At 61.2% G+C, this 14,420-nt stretch carries 13 protein-coding genes; 5 read left to right on the top strand and 8 right to left on the bottom strand.

Annotated features, from left to right (window positions below):
- Nucleotides 1-321 precede the first annotated feature (321 nt).
- Both ACN0SO_RS17995 and ACN0SO_RS17990 read left to right on the top strand, forming a co-directional pair.
- On the top strand, nt 322-873 hold the full coding sequence (locus ACN0SO_RS17995; RefSeq protein ID WP_417680103.1) for a PAS domain-containing protein: 552 nt from the start codon (nt 322-324) through the stop codon (nt 871-873).
- 47 nt (nt 874-920) lie between these two features.
- The gene (locus ACN0SO_RS17990; RefSeq protein ID WP_417680102.1) at nt 921-2,081 is read left to right on the top strand and encodes a methyl-accepting chemotaxis protein; all 1,161 of its coding nucleotides are present in this window, start codon (nt 921-923) and stop codon (nt 2,079-2,081) included.
- A 30-nt stretch (nt 2,082-2,111) separates the two neighbouring features.
- On the opposite strand, the gene ACN0SO_RS17985 is transcribed toward ACN0SO_RS17990, so the two are convergent.
- Nucleotides 2,112-2,456 carry a hypothetical protein gene (locus ACN0SO_RS17985; RefSeq protein ID WP_417680101.1) on the bottom strand — a complete coding sequence of 115 codons (345 nt, stop codon included), beginning with the start codon at nt 2,454-2,456 and terminating at the stop codon, nt 2,112-2,114.
- Between the two features lie 76 nt (nt 2,457-2,532).
- Nucleotides 2,533-4,710, bottom strand: coding sequence for an anthranilate synthase component I (locus tag ACN0SO_RS17980; protein WP_417680100.1), 2,178 nt, complete (start codon nt 4,708-4,710; stop codon nt 2,533-2,535).
- A 389-nt stretch (nt 4,711-5,099) separates the two neighbouring features.
- Between ACN0SO_RS17980 and ACN0SO_RS17975 the strand changes: the two genes are divergently transcribed.
- Nucleotides 5,100-6,131 carry an LLM class flavin-dependent oxidoreductase gene (locus tag ACN0SO_RS17975; protein ID WP_417680099.1) on the top strand — a complete coding sequence of 344 codons (1,032 nt, stop codon included), beginning with the start codon at nt 5,100-5,102 and terminating at the stop codon, nt 6,129-6,131.
- Nucleotides 6,132-6,140: 9 nt separating this feature from the next.
- On the opposite strand, the gene ACN0SO_RS17970 is transcribed toward ACN0SO_RS17975, so the two are convergent.
- The 3 genes from ACN0SO_RS17970 to ACN0SO_RS17960 all read right to left on the bottom strand — a co-directional run bounded on the left by ACN0SO_RS17970 (nt 6,141) and on the right by ACN0SO_RS17960 (nt 8,637).
- Nucleotides 6,141-6,902: an FKBP-type peptidyl-prolyl cis-trans isomerase gene (locus tag ACN0SO_RS17970; protein WP_417680098.1), complete on the bottom strand. Its 762-nt coding sequence runs from the start codon at nt 6,900-6,902 to the stop codon at nt 6,141-6,143.
- Between the two features lie 131 nt (nt 6,903-7,033).
- Complete coding sequence (locus ACN0SO_RS17965; protein WP_417680097.1) at nt 7,034-7,930, bottom strand: ROK family protein; 897 nt, start codon at nt 7,928-7,930, stop codon at nt 7,034-7,036.
- Nucleotides 7,931-7,932: 2 nt separating this feature from the next.
- Nucleotides 7,933-8,637, bottom strand: a complete 705-nt coding sequence (locus ACN0SO_RS17960) for a class II aldolase/adducin family protein (protein WP_417680096.1) — start codon at nt 8,635-8,637, stop codon at nt 7,933-7,935.
- Between the two features lie 173 nt (nt 8,638-8,810).
- On the opposite strand from ACN0SO_RS17960, the gene ACN0SO_RS17955 reads away from it, so the two are divergent.
- Entirely contained in the window at nt 8,811-9,785 is a 975-nt protein-coding gene (locus tag ACN0SO_RS17955; protein WP_417680095.1) for a DUF6030 family protein, read from the top strand.
- Here the strand turns inward: ACN0SO_RS17955 and ACN0SO_RS17950 are convergent.
- The 3 genes from ACN0SO_RS17950 to ACN0SO_RS17940 form a co-directional block, all read right to left on the bottom strand.
- Nucleotides 9,766-10,689 (bottom strand): pirin family protein, encoded by a 924-nt coding sequence (locus ACN0SO_RS17950; RefSeq protein ID WP_417680094.1) that lies wholly within the window; start codon nt 10,687-10,689, stop codon nt 9,766-9,768. The genes ACN0SO_RS17955 and ACN0SO_RS17950 overlap by 20 nt on opposite strands.
- A 121-nt stretch (nt 10,690-10,810) precedes the next feature.
- A complete protein-coding gene (locus ACN0SO_RS17945) occupies nt 10,811-11,422 on the bottom strand; it encodes a thioredoxin family protein (protein ID WP_417680093.1) in 612 nt (203 codons plus the stop codon).
- 95 nt (nt 11,423-11,517) lie between these two features.
- On the bottom strand, nt 11,518-12,399 hold the full coding sequence (locus tag ACN0SO_RS17940; RefSeq protein WP_417680092.1) for a LysR family transcriptional regulator: 882 nt from the start codon (nt 12,397-12,399) through the stop codon (nt 11,518-11,520).
- A gap of 164 nt (nt 12,400-12,563) precedes the next feature.
- Between ACN0SO_RS17940 and ACN0SO_RS17935 the strand changes: the two genes are divergently transcribed.
- Nucleotides 12,564-14,063, top strand: coding sequence for a CoA-acylating methylmalonate-semialdehyde dehydrogenase (locus ACN0SO_RS17935; RefSeq protein ID WP_417680091.1), 1,500 nt, complete (start codon nt 12,564-12,566; stop codon nt 14,061-14,063).
- The last annotated feature ends 357 nt before the right edge of the window (nt 14,064-14,420 follow it).

Below are 14,420 nucleotides of genomic sequence, written 5' to 3'. Positions count from 1 at the left end.
TCTGCTCGCGATAGAGAGGCGCGCCCTGACGTTCACTTCAAAGCCGGAATATCCAGGGAATTCTTGGGGTTCTCCAGTGATGTGCCGTTCCCGAAATTCCAGTATTTTTGACATTGTCGAAGATGTTGTAAGGTTGTGAAAAACGGAGCATTCGAGCAATGCTTGTAAAATGTACTATTGTATATAGTTACCAGAATTTTAGGTAACCTAACGTGAATTAATACACGTTTAATATTGTTTATATCATGGTGTTTTCAATGAATTTAAAGGTGTTCGATCATTTGATGATCGAGCATCTTCACCTGCCCGCGAGAGTTTCAAATGGCAAAACCGGTGTTTCTCACAGGGGTCGAGAGAACCTTTCCCGACGACGACATTATTGTCAGCAAGACGGATCTGAAGGGACGCATTACCTATGCGAACCAGGTTTTCCTCCAGATAGCCGACTACACGGAAAAGGAGGCGATGGGCCAGCCGCACAGCATCATCCGCCATCCGGCAATGCCGCGGTGCGTGTTCAAACTGCTGTGGGCGACCATCGAGGCAGGCCAGGAAATCTTCGCCTATGTGATCAATCGCGCAAAGAACGGCGATCATTACTGGGTCTATGCCCATGTGACGCCGAGCTTCGACAAGACCGGTCGTATTATCGGTTACCATTCCAACCGGCGTGTTCCCGACCGCAAGATTGTCGACGAGCACATCGTTCCGCTCTATCAGGCGCTCCGGGAGGAGGAGGCCCGCCACCAGAGCCGCAAGGACGGCATGATGGCGGCGGAGCAGATGATCGTCGACGTGCTCGCCGAGCAGGGTGTCGCCTATGACGAATTCGTCGCGACCATCGGCCAGGAGCGACGGCGTGGCTACCGCTGATCTCAGGGCGGTATGACCGGTTCAGACACACTTTCAGGATGATCGACATGTTTTCAGGATTAAAAAAATCGTCACTGAGAAAAGCCACGGCCGTTTGCAAGGCTGTGGCAAACGGCGACTTCGAGGCACGGATCACCAATATCACTGAGACGGGCGAGGCCGCCGAGCTGATGCATGCGATCAACCTGCTGATCGACAGGACCGATGCCTACCTGCGCGAATCCAAGGCCTGCCTCGACTATGTCAGCCGCAACCAGCATTTCAGGCTGATCGCCGAAAAGGGCATGGTCGGCAGCTTTCAGGCGGCCGCGCGCAGCATCAACACGGCTACCTTCAACATCAAGGAAAAGCACGATGGTTTCTGCAAGGTCGCGGCGGACTTCGAAAACCAGTTGAAGGACGTCGTCGATGCGGTGAGCCATTCCGTCAGTGACCTCAACATCGTGTCCACCAATGTGGCCGATGCCTGCAACGAGGTGAACGAGCAATCGCTCGTCGTGGCCGCCGGCGCAGAGGAAGCTTCCGCCAACATGCAAAGCGTTGCCGCTTCGACCGAGGAACTGACCAGCTCGATTGCCGAGATCAACCGGCAGGTCGTTTCCGCGGCCGATATCGCATCCGGCGCCGTGGCCAAGTCCCAGGCCATGAGCAAGGAAATCGACAGCCTGTCGAGCATGTCGACGAAGATCGGCGAGGTCGTGCAGCTCATCAACGATATTGCTGCGCAGACCAATCTGCTGGCCCTCAATGCGACCATCGAGGCAGCGCGAGCCGGCGAAATGGGCAAGGGCTTTGCCATTGTCGCCCAGGAGGTAAAGGCGCTCGCCAGCCAGACGGCAGGCGCCACCGAGGAAATCAACATGCAGATTTCCGGTCTGCAGGAAGTGACTGCGAACGCGGTCGGTGCCAATGCCGAAATCAGCGAGGCGATCGCGCGGGTCAGCGAGATCTCGACGGCCATTGCGTCTGCCGTCGAACAGCAGACGACCGCGACCGGAGAAATCGCCCAGAATGTCGAGGAAGCCGCAAACGGCGCGACCGACGTCACCTCAAGCGTCGTCGGCATCCAGACGGCGTCGGCGGGAACCAAGGAAATCAGCTCCCGCGTCGTCGAAGCTGCCGGCAGCCTGCATCAGCAGGAAGCGCACCTGCAGAAGTTGCGTGACGAGATGAATGAATTTCTGGCGACGGCGACGAAAGTAGGCTGAAAACCGGCGGAGAAATTAGAGCCTCGGGCGCTAACGCCCCCACAAGAATGGGATCAGGATCAAACTGACTGCAGGCAGAGCGCCGACCAGCACCCGCGCGCCCCAGCGGGCGTTCGATTCCGGATATTGGATAAGCGCTCCGCCAACGATGCAAACAAACACGCTTCCCGCGGTAAGCAGGTAATACTTCACCGGGATGTCCGCAGCGAAGTGGAAAGCACCGTTCTCGTCGCGGCCGCCGAGTGCGGAAATGCCATAGAACAAAATCACATAGTTGATTACGCCGACGATCGTTACGATCGTCGTCTGGATCGTGGGGTCACGACCGAGGCCGAGGATTCCAAATGGGACTGTTTTCTTCCTGTCGTCGGGCAAAGCACTCTCCAATTTCAGGGAGAGTGCTGCAAGAGTTGTTAACTTGAGGTTGTGATTTTGGCCAGGTGCCTGACTGTCACACTGTCTCTGCCACCTTCGCCTTCACCAGCTTTGCCACCACATTTTCGATAATCCTGTGGCCGGCGTCCTGGTCGAGCGACATGATCGATTCCGGATGGAACTGCACGGCGGCGATCGGTTCGTTTTCATGTTCTATCGCCATGACCACGCCATCGTCTGTTTCCGCGGTGACGCGCACGTCCTGCGGCAGGGTCTCTCGTTTGGCATAGAGCGAGTGGTAACGGCCGACGATCACCGGCGCCTGCAGACCGTCAAAGAGCAGCGAATTGCCCGATGTCGTGATCGGTGACGGCTTGCCGTGCATCGGTATGTCGAGCTGGCCGAGTTCCGCGCCGAAGCTTTCCGCCAGCGCCTGCAGTCCCAGACAGACGCCGAAGATCGGCAGGCCCCGGGATCGCGCCCGACCGATAGTGGCGGCACAGTCGAAGTCTTTCGGATTGCCTGGTCCGGGTGACAGCACAACCAGATCCGGATTGACATCATAGAACACGTGATCGGCGACCGGCGAGCGATAGGTCACGACCTCCGCTCCGGTCTGGCGGAAGTAGTTGGCAAGCGTATGGACGAAGCTGTCCTCGTGGTCGACCAGCAGGATCTTCAGGCCCTGACCCGGCTTGGCCTTGTGAGCCTTGTCTTCCGCCTGCAACGCCAGCCCGGCTTCGCGCACGGCGGCCCGCATGGCTTCCGCCTTGAGTTCCGTTTCGGCTTCCTCGTCTTCCGGCACGCTGTCGTAAAGCAGGGTCGCGCCGGCGCGGATCTGGGCGACGCCCTCCTTGATCCGTACCGTCCTGAGCGTCAGGCCGGTGTTCATGTCGCCGTTGAAGAGCACCGCGCCGATGGCGCCGCCGTACCAGGCGCGAGGGGATTTCTCGTTCTCCTCGATGAATTCCATCGCCCAGCGTTTCGGTGCGCCGGTCACCGTCACCGCCCAGGTGTGGGACAGGAAGGCGTCCAAAGCGTCCATGTCCTCGCGCAGGGTGCCTTCGATATGGTCGACGGTGTGGATCAGGCGGGAATACAGCTCGATCTGGCGCCGGCCGATGACGCGCACGGAGCCCGGCACGCAGACCCGGCTCTTGTCGTTGCGGTCCACGTCGGAGCACATGGTCAGTTCCGCCTCGTCCTTGGCCGAGTTCAGGAGCTTGCGGATCTGCGCCTCGTCCTCGATGGCGTTCTTGCCGCGCCGGATGGTGCCGGAGATCGGGCAGGTCTCCACCCGCCGTCCGCCGGTGACACGCACATACATTTCCGGCGAGGCACCGACCAGATATTCGCGGTTTCCGAGATTGAAGAAGAAGGAATAGGGGGAGGGGTTGATCTGCTGGAGGCGGCGGGAGACGGCGGACGGCGGATTGGGGCAGGGCTCGTAGAAGGTCTGTCCCGGCACGGTTTCGAACAGGTCGCCGCGGCGGAAATAATCCTTGGCCTTCTCCACCAGCTTTGCGTATTCGCCGGGCTCGTGGTCGCCCCGGCCCGGGTCTTCGTTCGCCGGCGTATACTGGCTCTTCTCTCCGTCGCGCGGCAGGCCGGCGGTCGACTTGCCGTCGACCTCGAACTCATACTCCAGAACATGGGCCCGCTTGCCGTGGTGGTCGACGATCAGAATCTCGTCGGGCAGAAAGAGCACCACGTCGCGCTGGTCGTCGGGCCGTTTCAGCTTCAGGTCGATCGGTTCGAACTGGAAGGCGATGTCATAGCCGAAGGCGCCGTAGAGGCCGAGCTGGTCGTCGCCGCAGGCAAACAGATCCTTCAGCGCCCGGACGATGGAAAACGTCGAGGGCTGGCGGGACCGCTCTTCTTCCTGGAACACCCGGTCGGGCTTTTTGACGGTCAGGTCGATACGGGACCCGTCGGCGGAAAAACTGGCCACGTCCGGATGGCTCTCAAGCGCTTTGGCAATCGCCGGGATCAGGACCCGGCCGCGATCATTGAGCGCCCGGATCTCCACCGAGCGGTCGGCGGCTTCCATGACCAGCGGCGGGTTGACCAGGGCCATGTCCCAGCGGGTGTAGCGGCCCGGATATTCGTAGGATGAGGACAGGACGGCACCACGCTCGGCATCGAGCCGGTCGATCCACTGGGAAGTCCCGGCCTCGTAATCGGAAGGCCGGGAAGAGCGGGTGATCGTGATCCCGCCGTCTGTCTCAAAAGTCTGTTCCGCCAGTGCCGGCATGAAATCTGTTCCCTTTACGCATCGGGCGTTTCGCCCGCTGGGTCGCCTTGAAAATACCGCCAGAAAGACCAAAGGCCGCCTGCGGTGTCCCGCGGCGGCCTTTGGTCTACTTCGATCACGTCAAGACATGAGAGTGCGCTGGCCGCCTTTATGCGTCCCGCCACCACCAAGTCTGTGCCATGATCATGTTCATGGCATTTTGAATAGCGGAAGAGGGCAGGGGAGGCAATGGGATTTTGAATCCGGACAGGATGTATCTCTGCGGATCGAACACACTGTTTCTTTCGGCTGATCGCCCAATGCTTTCAAGGGTGACATGAGTGTCCTAACTAGGGCGTAAGGAACAGCCGGAGAAAATCCGGCCACGGCAACAAGAAATGGAACCTTTCATGACCAAACCCCTCGAACTCGGCCTCGATACCTTCGGCGATATCACGCAAGGGCCGGACGGCCGGTCGCTGCATGAGGCAGAGGTACTGCGCAATCTGGTCAAACAGGGGGTGCTGGCCGACGAAACCGGAGTTGATTTCCTGGGGCTCGGAGAACATCACCGCGCCGACTTCGCCATCTCCGCGCCGGAAATCCTGCTCAGCCATATCGCCGCCCTGACGAAGCGCTTGCGGCTGGGGACGTCCGTCACGGTGCTTTCCTCCGACGATCCGATCCGGGTGTTCCAGCGGTTTTCGACCCTGAACGCCTTGTCGAACGGCCGGGCCGAAATTACCGTCGGCCGGGGCTCCTTCACCGAAAGCTTCCCGTTGTTCGGCTACGACCTCAATCTCTACGAGGAACTGTTCGAGCAGAAGCTCGATCTTCTGTCAGCATTGGTCGCCGACGAAGTGGTCACCTGGGAAGGGGAGTTGCGTCCGCCCCTGAAAAAACAGCGGGTGTTTCCGCGGGTGGAAGACGGAAGCCTTGTGGTCTGGGTCGGGGTTGGCGGCACGCCGCAGTCGGTGGTGCGCGCGGTCGCTTATGATTTTCAGCTGATGCTGGCGATTATCGGCGGCGATCCAGCCCGGTTCAAGCCTTTGGTTGACCTCTACCACCGTGCCTGCGATCAGATGGAGCACGCCGTCAAGCCTATTGGCGTGCATTCGCCGGGGCATGTCGCAGAGACGGATGAACAAGCCCTTGAGGAGCTGTGGCCCCATTACAAGGCCTTCCATGACCGGCTCGGCCGGGAACGGGGCTGGTCGCCGATGGTCAAGGATGCCTTCGTGTCGGAAGCCCGGCATGGGTCTATCTATGCGGGCTCTCCGGAAACGGTTGCGCGTCGGATCGCCAAGACCGCGAAAACATTGGGCCTGTCCCGTTTCGACATGAAATATGCCACGGGAGCCATGCCGCACGACATGCTGATGAACAGCATCGAACTTTACGGCACCAGGGTCATCCCGCTGGTGCGGGACATGCTTGCATGAAGCCTGCCTTCAGCAGAGCCAGCAGCTTTCCGGCAAAGAGGCTTGCGTCACTTCGTTGCCGGCCGCGATCCAGCCGGAGATGCCTTTCTCGACATTGTCCACATTGGTGAAGCCCGCCTTGCCGGCGAGGTATTCCGAAAGGGCGGAGCTGCGGCTGCCGGTCCGACAGATGAAGACGACCTCGTCGCCCGGGCCCGAGATGACCTTCTGCAGCTCTGTGCCGAAGGTCGGGTTCACATTGCCTTTTTCGTCGAAAAAGGTGATCAGGTGGCTGCCCGGCACGACACCGGTCTGTTTCCACTCGTCCGGACGGCGGATGTCGATCACCGGAACGCCGGCCGCGATCTTCTGCTTCAGGTCGTCATTGGAAAGATCGGAGAATTTCTTGCCCTTGACCGCAAGCAGTTCCACTTCGAACTTCAACGTGGCATTGGGCGGAATGACGCCTCCGGCTCCGTTCGCGCCATAAGCCAGTTCCGGCGGAATGATCAATTCGCGCTTGCCGCCGACCTTCATGCCGACCACGCCCTGTTCCCAACCCGGTATGACCCGGCGCTCGCCGAGGGTGAAGGAAAACGGCTGATTGCGGTCGAGGCTGCTGTCGAACTTGGTGCCGTCCATCAGCCAGCCGGTGTAGTGAACCGTGACCGTCTTGCCGACGTCGGCTTCCTCGCCGGTTCCTTTGACGATGTCCTTGATCTGAACTTCGCCCGCTATGGCCGGTATCAGGAGCAGGGCGGAAAATAGGGCGGCAATCATGGGCCTGATCATGTCTTCCTCGTGGAGTTCTGAGCACGTACGCTTGTTTGGGAAAGAACACGCCTCAGCTTCAAGGCGAAGTCAAGGCGAACGCCGCGCAAATGGCCCGACTGCGGCATCCGGTCCCGTGAAAGTGATGGGCGTTACGTGTTCCAAAGCCAGGCGGCGCCGCGGACGCCTGAGCTGTCCCCATGGCGCGCCTTTCGGATCGGCACCTCATACACATCGGAAAATATGTACGGCGCCATTGCCGCAGGAAGGTCGTCGTAAAGCTCGTCGATGTTGGACATGCCGCCGCCGAGCACGAAGACGTCCGGGTCGAGGAGATTGGCCGCCATGGCCAGCGCACGCGCGAGCCGGTGGACATAGGCTTCATAGGCGGCAATGGCCTGCGGCTCGCCGGCACGCTTGCGGGTCATGATCTCATCGCCCTTCAGCAGTTCGCCCGTGCGCACCTGGTAATCGAGCTGGAAGCCGGTGCCGGAACACCAGCGGTCGATAGCCCCCCTGTGGCCGGTCCAGTTTTCCGGGCCGGGGAATTCGTCGTCCGTCATCCAGGGTACCGGAATTGCGCCCCATTCCCCGGCAATGCCGTTGGCGCCCCGATGGGCCTTGCCGTCGATGGCGATCCCGGAGCCGCTGCCGGTGCCGATGATGATGGCATGCACCAGATGGGCACCCGCGCCCGCGCCGTCCGTCGCTTCGGAGACCGCAAGGCAATTGGCGTCGTTCTCGATGCGCACCGGACGTCCGAGCCGCTCTTCCAGATCCTTGTCGAGCGGCATGCCGTTCATCCAGGTGGAATTCGCATTCTTGACCAGGCCCGTGCCCGGAGAGATCGAGCCGGGAATACCGAGACCAATGGTGCCGGTCTGTCCGGTTTCCGCTTCGGCTGCAGAAATCAGGTCTGCGACGGTCTCGATACAGCCAGGATAGTCGTCGCGCGGGGTCGCCACGCGCTTGCGGTAGATCTCCGTGCCCGTCTCCGCGAGCGCGATGATCTCCATCTTGGTGCCGCCCCAGTCGATCCCGAGCCGCATGGTCAGTCTCGTCTCACAGGCATGTCGAAGGCAGCGCCATGGGCGGTATCCATCTCGTCCGGCTGCTTGCCGTAATTCTTGAACTTCCGCAGGATTTCCGCCATTTCCGCGTCGCCGAGAATGTCCGGTTCGCCGACGGACAGAGCCGACAGATACTGGTCGGCCAGTTCCTCCACGCCGTCCGCCACACCGAGCGCCTTCTTCAGGGTCGGGCCGCAGGCGATCTGGCCGTGGTTGGCGAGCAGGCAGGCGTTGCGGTCTCCAAGGGCCGCGATCATCACGTCGGAAAGGGCGGCCGTGCCGAAGGTCGCATAGGGCGCGCAGTCGATCCGGTCGCCGCCGGCCAGCGCCACCATGTAGTGGAAGGCCGGGATGCCTCGGTTGAGGCAGGCGAGCGCCGTTGCGCGCGGCGAATGGCAATGGACGACCGCTCCCGCCTCCGGTTTCGCCTTGTAGATATCCATGTGCATCCGCCATTCCGAAGACGGCAGGGTATCGCCGCGATAGGTCCCTTCAAGATCCATCGCCACGATCAGGTCTTCGTTCAGGTCGGCATAGGGAATGCCGGACGGGGTCACCAAGAACCCATTCGCGGCGCGTGCGCTGACGTTTCCGGATGTTCCCTTGGTCAGACCCTTGAGCGGCAGGGCGCGGGCCGTCTCGATGATGTCTCGGCGGAGTGCGGGCGTATCGGCGGGAAAGGGCAATTGGCTGTTCCACGGTTCATGATCGGGGATGGTTTCATGTAAGCGGGAGCGCACGGGCCGTGCAAGTGGCGTTGCCTCAATATGCGGAGAAGTGTTCGGTTGCGCCCGCCGGGGGGATGTTTCTCGAGATCAAGACAGGGTATGACGGAGCGGGGCATCGAGACAGCGCGCAAATGAAACGCGGCATTTTGAAATTTCTGCAGGACCGGCTGACGGTACGAAGTCGGTTGCGCGACGATCCGGATCGAACGGCCGGGCGGGCCTATTCCCCGCATTTTCGCGCCGAGCGCCAGCGGCTGCGTTGGGGCGATGGCGAGCAGATTGCCACCCGTTCGAAGAGCGATCTTCGACCTGGGTCAAGGCATGGCGGAGGGGCACAGGCCTCGCAGTTTGGGCTGCCCGATCGCCGGAAGGTATTTTTTTACATTCTGCCGCTGCTGATTTTTATAGCGGCTGCCGCAACGCTGTTCGCGCTCGGACGCAAGGATACGGCTCCGCCGCCGCCGATCGAGAAGACGGTGACCTTGCCGGATCCGCTCGCCGGTTATCCGGAGAAGGTGAAACAGGAACTTCTCGCGCCGGAAGCTCGTGTGCCGGCGACCCTGAAATTGACATTCACCGGAAAGCCAGGGGACCTGTGCCAGGAATTGGCGGCTCTCGGACTTGAAAACAACGGCTGGCGACGGGCCGCTTTTTCCGGTGACCGGTGGCAATGCAACTCCGACCTGGTGGCGCTGACGACGCCGAGCGTCGACTACGGGCCGGCCACGCTGTTTTTCCTGATGCGCGGGCCGGACGCCGAGACGGTCGACTATCTGCGGCTGAAACTCAATGTCGAGGATCCGAAGCAGATGGATATCGGTCAGGACGCGGTCCGGCTTGTGATTGGCGCCTTGTCCGACCGTTATGCCTGGGCTGTCCCGGACAAGGTTCTGGACGCCATTGCCCATTTCAGGCCGCTGGAAATGACGGACAGGGGCGTCCGGCTTTCGGTCGCACCGGAAGACCCGGACCTGACGGGCGATCCGGCCGCCCGCCAAAGGCTCAATATCATCATCGACTTCGGCAAGCCGGATCTGATCCGGCCGGCGAAGGAATTCGAACCGCAGCCGCGAAAGCGGCGGGGCCCTATTCCGGCAACGGAATGAACTCCTGCTCGTCCCCCGGGACCGTATCGAAACGGCCCTGGCGCCAGTCTTCCTTGGCTTGCTCGATCCGCTCCTTCGACGAGGACACGAAGTTCCACCAGATGTAGCGTTTCTCGCCCATGGGTTCGCCGCCCAGGAGGACGAAGCGGGCCGGTTCCGGTCCGGCATTTTCGATCGCCAGCCGGTCGCCCGCCTTGAACACCAGAAGCTGGCCCGGGTCGAAGGCCTGTCCGGCAATCGTGACCTGGCCCGAAATCGTATAGAGGCCGCGTTCTTCATGGGCCGCGTCCAGCGGCATCCGGGCGCCGGGGGCCAGCCGGACGTCGGCATAAAACATCTCCGAAGCGATTTTAGCAGGTGCCTTTTGGCCGAAGAGATCGCCGGCAATCAATTTGACGAACGCTCCGTCATCGGCGAATTCCGGCTGGGCGCCGCTCGGCAGGTGCTCGAAAGTCGGATCGCCCTCTTCCATATGTTTCGGCAGAGCCACCCAGCTCTGCAGCCCGAACAATGGCCTGGAAGATGTTTTGCGCTCCGGGCGTTCCCGTTCCGAATGCACGATGCCCTTGCCGGCCGACATCCAGTTGAGCGCGCCGGGGGTGATTGCCTGCTCGGTGCCGAGGCTGTCGCGGTGATAGATTTCACCGTCGAACAGATAGGTCAGAGTCGCCAGTCCGATATGCGGATGCGGGCGGACATCGATCCCGCCGCCGACCAGCAACTCGGCCGGCCCCATCTGGTCGAAAAAGATGAAAGGTCCCACCATGCGGCGGCGGACGGAGGGCAGGGCGCGACGAACTTCGAACCCGCCGAGATCGCTGGTGCGCGGCACGATAATGGTGTCAATCGGGTCGCAGGAGGTCGGGTCTCCGGGGATCGGGTCAGGTCCGTTAATCCAGCTCATCGTCTTTTCTCCAACAAGTATCTTTAGCCGGATCTAGGTCACCTGCAGCTCCGCCGCCATTGAACGGATTGTTCAATAATCGAGCGGCTATTGCGCTTTTTCGTCTTCTTGCGGGAGACGGTCACCAGATGTCGACATCCTTGCCTTCCGCTCTCAGCTTCGCAGCCCGGTCGTCCAGATACCGTTGAAAGTCGCCGCCGTTCTGGTAGGCGTCGGAAGCGATGAAATGCATCATGGTGTCGAAGTGGAACGGCTTGAAATAACCGGGCATCACCATGACCGCCCGTTCCTTGGCATTGCCGGACCCGTCGGCCGCTTCCTTGGGAATGAAGATCAGCGTGGGGGTAAAGGTCACGCCCCATTTGCGCACCAGGTCCCGTTCCTCCATGGCGGTTCCGTCCATGTCGGTCACTTCGCGGGAGCCGCGCATATCCAGCTGCACGACCAGGAAATTGTCCTTGATGCCGTCGACGATCTGCGGGATGCGCAGGTTGACCTGGTGCATCTCCCGGCAATAGGGGCATCCGGGTTGTTCGACGATGATGAGAAGGTCCTTGCCTTCCTCGGCTGCCGTTGCGAGGTCGTCTTCCAGTTCCAGAAAACCCTCGTGGAACCAGTCCTGGATGTGCAGTCCGTTGTCGCCGAGCCTGGGCTCCGGCAGACGATCTGCCGCAGCCGCGCCGGTTGCGATCAACAGGCCGGCGATTGCGAAGAATGATTGGAAAACACGCATGGCATTTCCTCCTGTGCCGCGGTTTTCCTCACCTTACAACAAATCGGCGGTTCCATCGGATCACATTCGCGCGCGCAGACGGGCGTTTAGAGCCTCTAGATGAAAATCTGCCTTTCCCGCGCGACCAGCCCGCCGATGAACTCCAGCACCGCGTTGACATGCCTGAGCGGCCGCGTGCTTTCGTGCGACACGGTCCAGTAAGCCCGATTGATCACCTTGTCGGGCAGGACCCGTTCCAACTCCGGGTCTCCCTTGGCGATGAAGGTGTGCAGGATGCCGATGCCCGCGCCGGACCGCACCGCTGCCGTCTGTCCAAGGGCCGAGGCGATTTCGAACCGCGCCGGCCACTCCCGGAAGATTTCCGCCGCGTAGTTGAGGGACGGCGAATAGACCAGGTCATCGACATAGCCGACCAGCTGGTGGGACGTCAGGTCGGCCGGTGTCTGAGGGGTGCCGTTGGCCGCCAGGTAGGTTTTCGATGCATAGAGACCGAGCGAGTAGTCGACGAGCTTCCTGGCGATCAGCCGGCCGTGCTCCGGACGGTCGACCGTGATCGCGATATCGGCCTCCCGCCGCGACAGGGAGAACGAGCGCGGCACCGGCACCAGCTGTACCGTGATATCCGGATAGGTTCGGCTGAGTTCGCCCAGCCTCGGGGCGAGAAAGGCGACGCCGAAACCGTCCGGCGCGCCGATCCGGACCGTTCCGGAAATGGCGACGTTGGTGTCGGCGATCTGCGACTGGGCGGCCAGCATCTCCGCTTCCATGCGTTCGGCATTCACCAGCAGTTGCTGGCCCTTTTCCGTCAGCACGCAGCCGGACGTGGACCGGTCGAAGAGCTTGGTCCGCAGATCGCCTTCAAGCGCGGTCAGGCGACGGGCGACGGTCGCATGATTGACGCCGAGCCGGCGCGCCGCGGCCAGGATCTGGCCGGAGCGGGCCACGGCAAGAAAGATGCGAATGTCGTCCCAGTTCATGGCAGACTGTCTTTGAAAATGATCGTTGCTTTAGTTTTTGCACATTGGGTGCGGAAATCATACGCTTGTTTGCGACAAAAATAAAAGGCAGTAAAGGCCATGACAATTTGGCGTCCGTGCAATCGTAATCAGGAATACGGCGCGCCTGATCAGGGAGAAACGCTATGCAGACCATTGGGCATTTCATCGGCGGCAAGCTCGTAGAGGGCACCTCCGGCCGCTTTGCAGACGTCTATAATCCGGCAACCGGCGAAGTTCAGGCAAAGGTCGCGCTGGCGTCCAAGGCCGAAATGGACGCAGCCGTCGCCAATGCGGCCGCCGCGCAGCCGGCGTGGGCCGCGACCAATCCCCAGCGCCGCGCCCGCGTGCTGATGAAGTTCGTCGATCTTTTGCATCGCGACATGGACAAGCTGGCCGAGGCGCTGTCGCGCGAACACGGCAAGACCCTGCCAGACGCCAAGGGCGACGTGATCCGCGGCCTGGAAGTGGCCGAGTTCTGCATCGGCGCGCCGCATCTGCTGAAAGGCGAGTTCACCGAAGGCGCCGGCCCGGGCATCGACATCTATTCCCTGCGCCAGCCGCTGGGCGTCGTTGCCGGCATCACCCCGTTCAACTTCCCGGCCATGATCCCCATGTGGAAGTTCTGCCCGGCGATCGCAGCCGGTAACGCCTTCATCCTGAAGCCGTCCGAGCGCGATCCGTCCGTGCCGATCATGCTGGCCGAACTGATGCTCGAGGCAGGCCTGCCGGCGGGCATTCTCAACGTCGTCAACGGCGATAAGGAATCCGTCGACGCGATCCTCGACGATCCGGAAATCCAGGCCGTCGGCTTCGTCGGCTCCACCGCAATCGCCGAATATGTTTACTCGCGCGGCTGCGCCAACGGAAAACGCGTGCAGTGCTTTGGCGGCGCCAAGAACCACATGATCATCATGCCGGACGCCGACATGGATCAGGCCGCCGACGCGCTGATCGGAGCCGGGTACGGTGCGGCCGGTGAGCGCTGCATGGCGATCTCCGTGGCCGTTCCGGTCGGCGAGACGACCGCAAACGCGCTGATGGCAAAGCTTGCTCCGCGGGTCGAGGCCCTGAAGATCGGGCCGTACACCGCCGGCGACGATGTGGACTTCGGTCCGCTGGTGACGAAGGAAGCCCTTGCCCGCGTGAAGGGCCTTGTCGACCAGGGCGTCAAGGAAGGTGCCGATCTCGTCGTCGATGGCCGTAACTTCACCATGCAGGGCTATGAAAACGGCAACTTCATGGGCGGCTGCCTGTTCGACAAGGTCACCAAGGACATGGAGATCTACAAGACCGAGATCTTCGGCCCGGTCCTGTCCGTGGTTCGTGCGGGCGACTATGAGGAAGCGCTCGATCTGGCCATGAGCCACGAATACGGTAACGGTACCGCGATCTTCACCCGTGACGGCGACACGGCCCGCGATTTCGCATCCCGCGTCAACATCGGCATGGTCGGCATCAACGTGCCGATCCCGGTGCCGCTGGCCTACTACACATTCGGCGGCTGGAAGCGTTCAGGCTTCGGCGATCTGAACCAGCACGGCCCGGACGCCTTCCGCTTCTACACCCGGACGAAGACCGTCACATCGCGCTGGCCGTCGGGCCTCAAGGACGGGGCGGAGTTCGTCATTCCGACGATGAAGTAATCGGACGCAATAATATTTGAGGCCAATCCTCCCGGCCTCTACCTTAAGAGCGGCAGGTTTCTGCCGCTCTTTTTTGTCTCGTTGAGCTTTTCAGGCGCGCAAAAAAAAGCCGGCGGGGGAGCCGGCTTTGCGAGGTGTTTTGATACCCAGGCGAAGTACGCAAATCCCCAAGGTAAAATCGACTTCCGACCGTAGTAAAAAGCAGCCGCGAAGTTGATCCAGAGTCTCGAAAAGGCCGTGAAGTTGACCTTGTGAGAACGTATGCATAACAACACACGCTACTTCGGTTTTCACCCCTCAAAAATGGGGGGAGTGGGGAAGAAAATACGTATAGGACGTCAGGTCGCAGCAATTGCA

Origin of the sequence: Roseibium sp., from assembly GCF_048260565.1 — a bacterium.
GTDB lineage: Bacteria > Pseudomonadota > Alphaproteobacteria > Rhizobiales > Stappiaceae > Roseibium.
This window is presented reverse-complemented; position numbering and strand designations above follow the sequence as displayed.

Excerpts from the sequence above, each read along its gene's own strand:
- ACN0SO_RS17990 (WP_417680102.1), top strand. The coding sequence starts at position 921 with ATGTTTTCAGGATTAAAAAAATCGTCACTGAGAAAAGCCACGGCCGTT.
- ACN0SO_RS17980 (WP_417680100.1), bottom strand. The coding sequence starts at position 4,710 with ATGCCGGCACTGGCGGAACAGACTTTTGAGACAGACGGCGGGATCACG.
- ACN0SO_RS17945 (WP_417680093.1), bottom strand. The coding sequence starts at position 11,422 with ATGCGTGTTTTCCAATCATTCTTCGCAATCGCCGGCCTGTTGATCGCA.
- ACN0SO_RS17970 (WP_417680098.1), bottom strand. The coding sequence starts at position 6,902 with ATGATCAGGCCCATGATTGCCGCCCTATTTTCCGCCCTGCTCCTGATA.
- ACN0SO_RS17935 (WP_417680091.1), top strand. The coding sequence starts at position 12,564 with ATGCAGACCATTGGGCATTTCATCGGCGGCAAGCTCGTAGAGGGCACC.
- ACN0SO_RS17965 (WP_417680097.1), bottom strand. The coding sequence starts at position 7,930 with ATGCGGCTCGGGATCGACTGGGGCGGCACCAAGATGGAGATCATCGCG.
- ACN0SO_RS17995 (WP_417680103.1), top strand. The coding sequence starts at position 322 with ATGGCAAAACCGGTGTTTCTCACAGGGGTCGAGAGAACCTTTCCCGAC.
- ACN0SO_RS17950 (WP_417680094.1), bottom strand. The coding sequence starts at position 10,689 with ATGAGCTGGATTAACGGACCTGACCCGATCCCCGGAGACCCGACCTCC.
- ACN0SO_RS17975 (WP_417680099.1), top strand. The coding sequence starts at position 5,100 with ATGACCAAACCCCTCGAACTCGGCCTCGATACCTTCGGCGATATCACG.
- ACN0SO_RS17955 (WP_417680095.1), top strand. The coding sequence starts at position 8,811 with ATGAAACGCGGCATTTTGAAATTTCTGCAGGACCGGCTGACGGTACGA.
- ACN0SO_RS17940 (WP_417680092.1), bottom strand. The coding sequence starts at position 12,399 with ATGAACTGGGACGACATTCGCATCTTTCTTGCCGTGGCCCGCTCCGGC.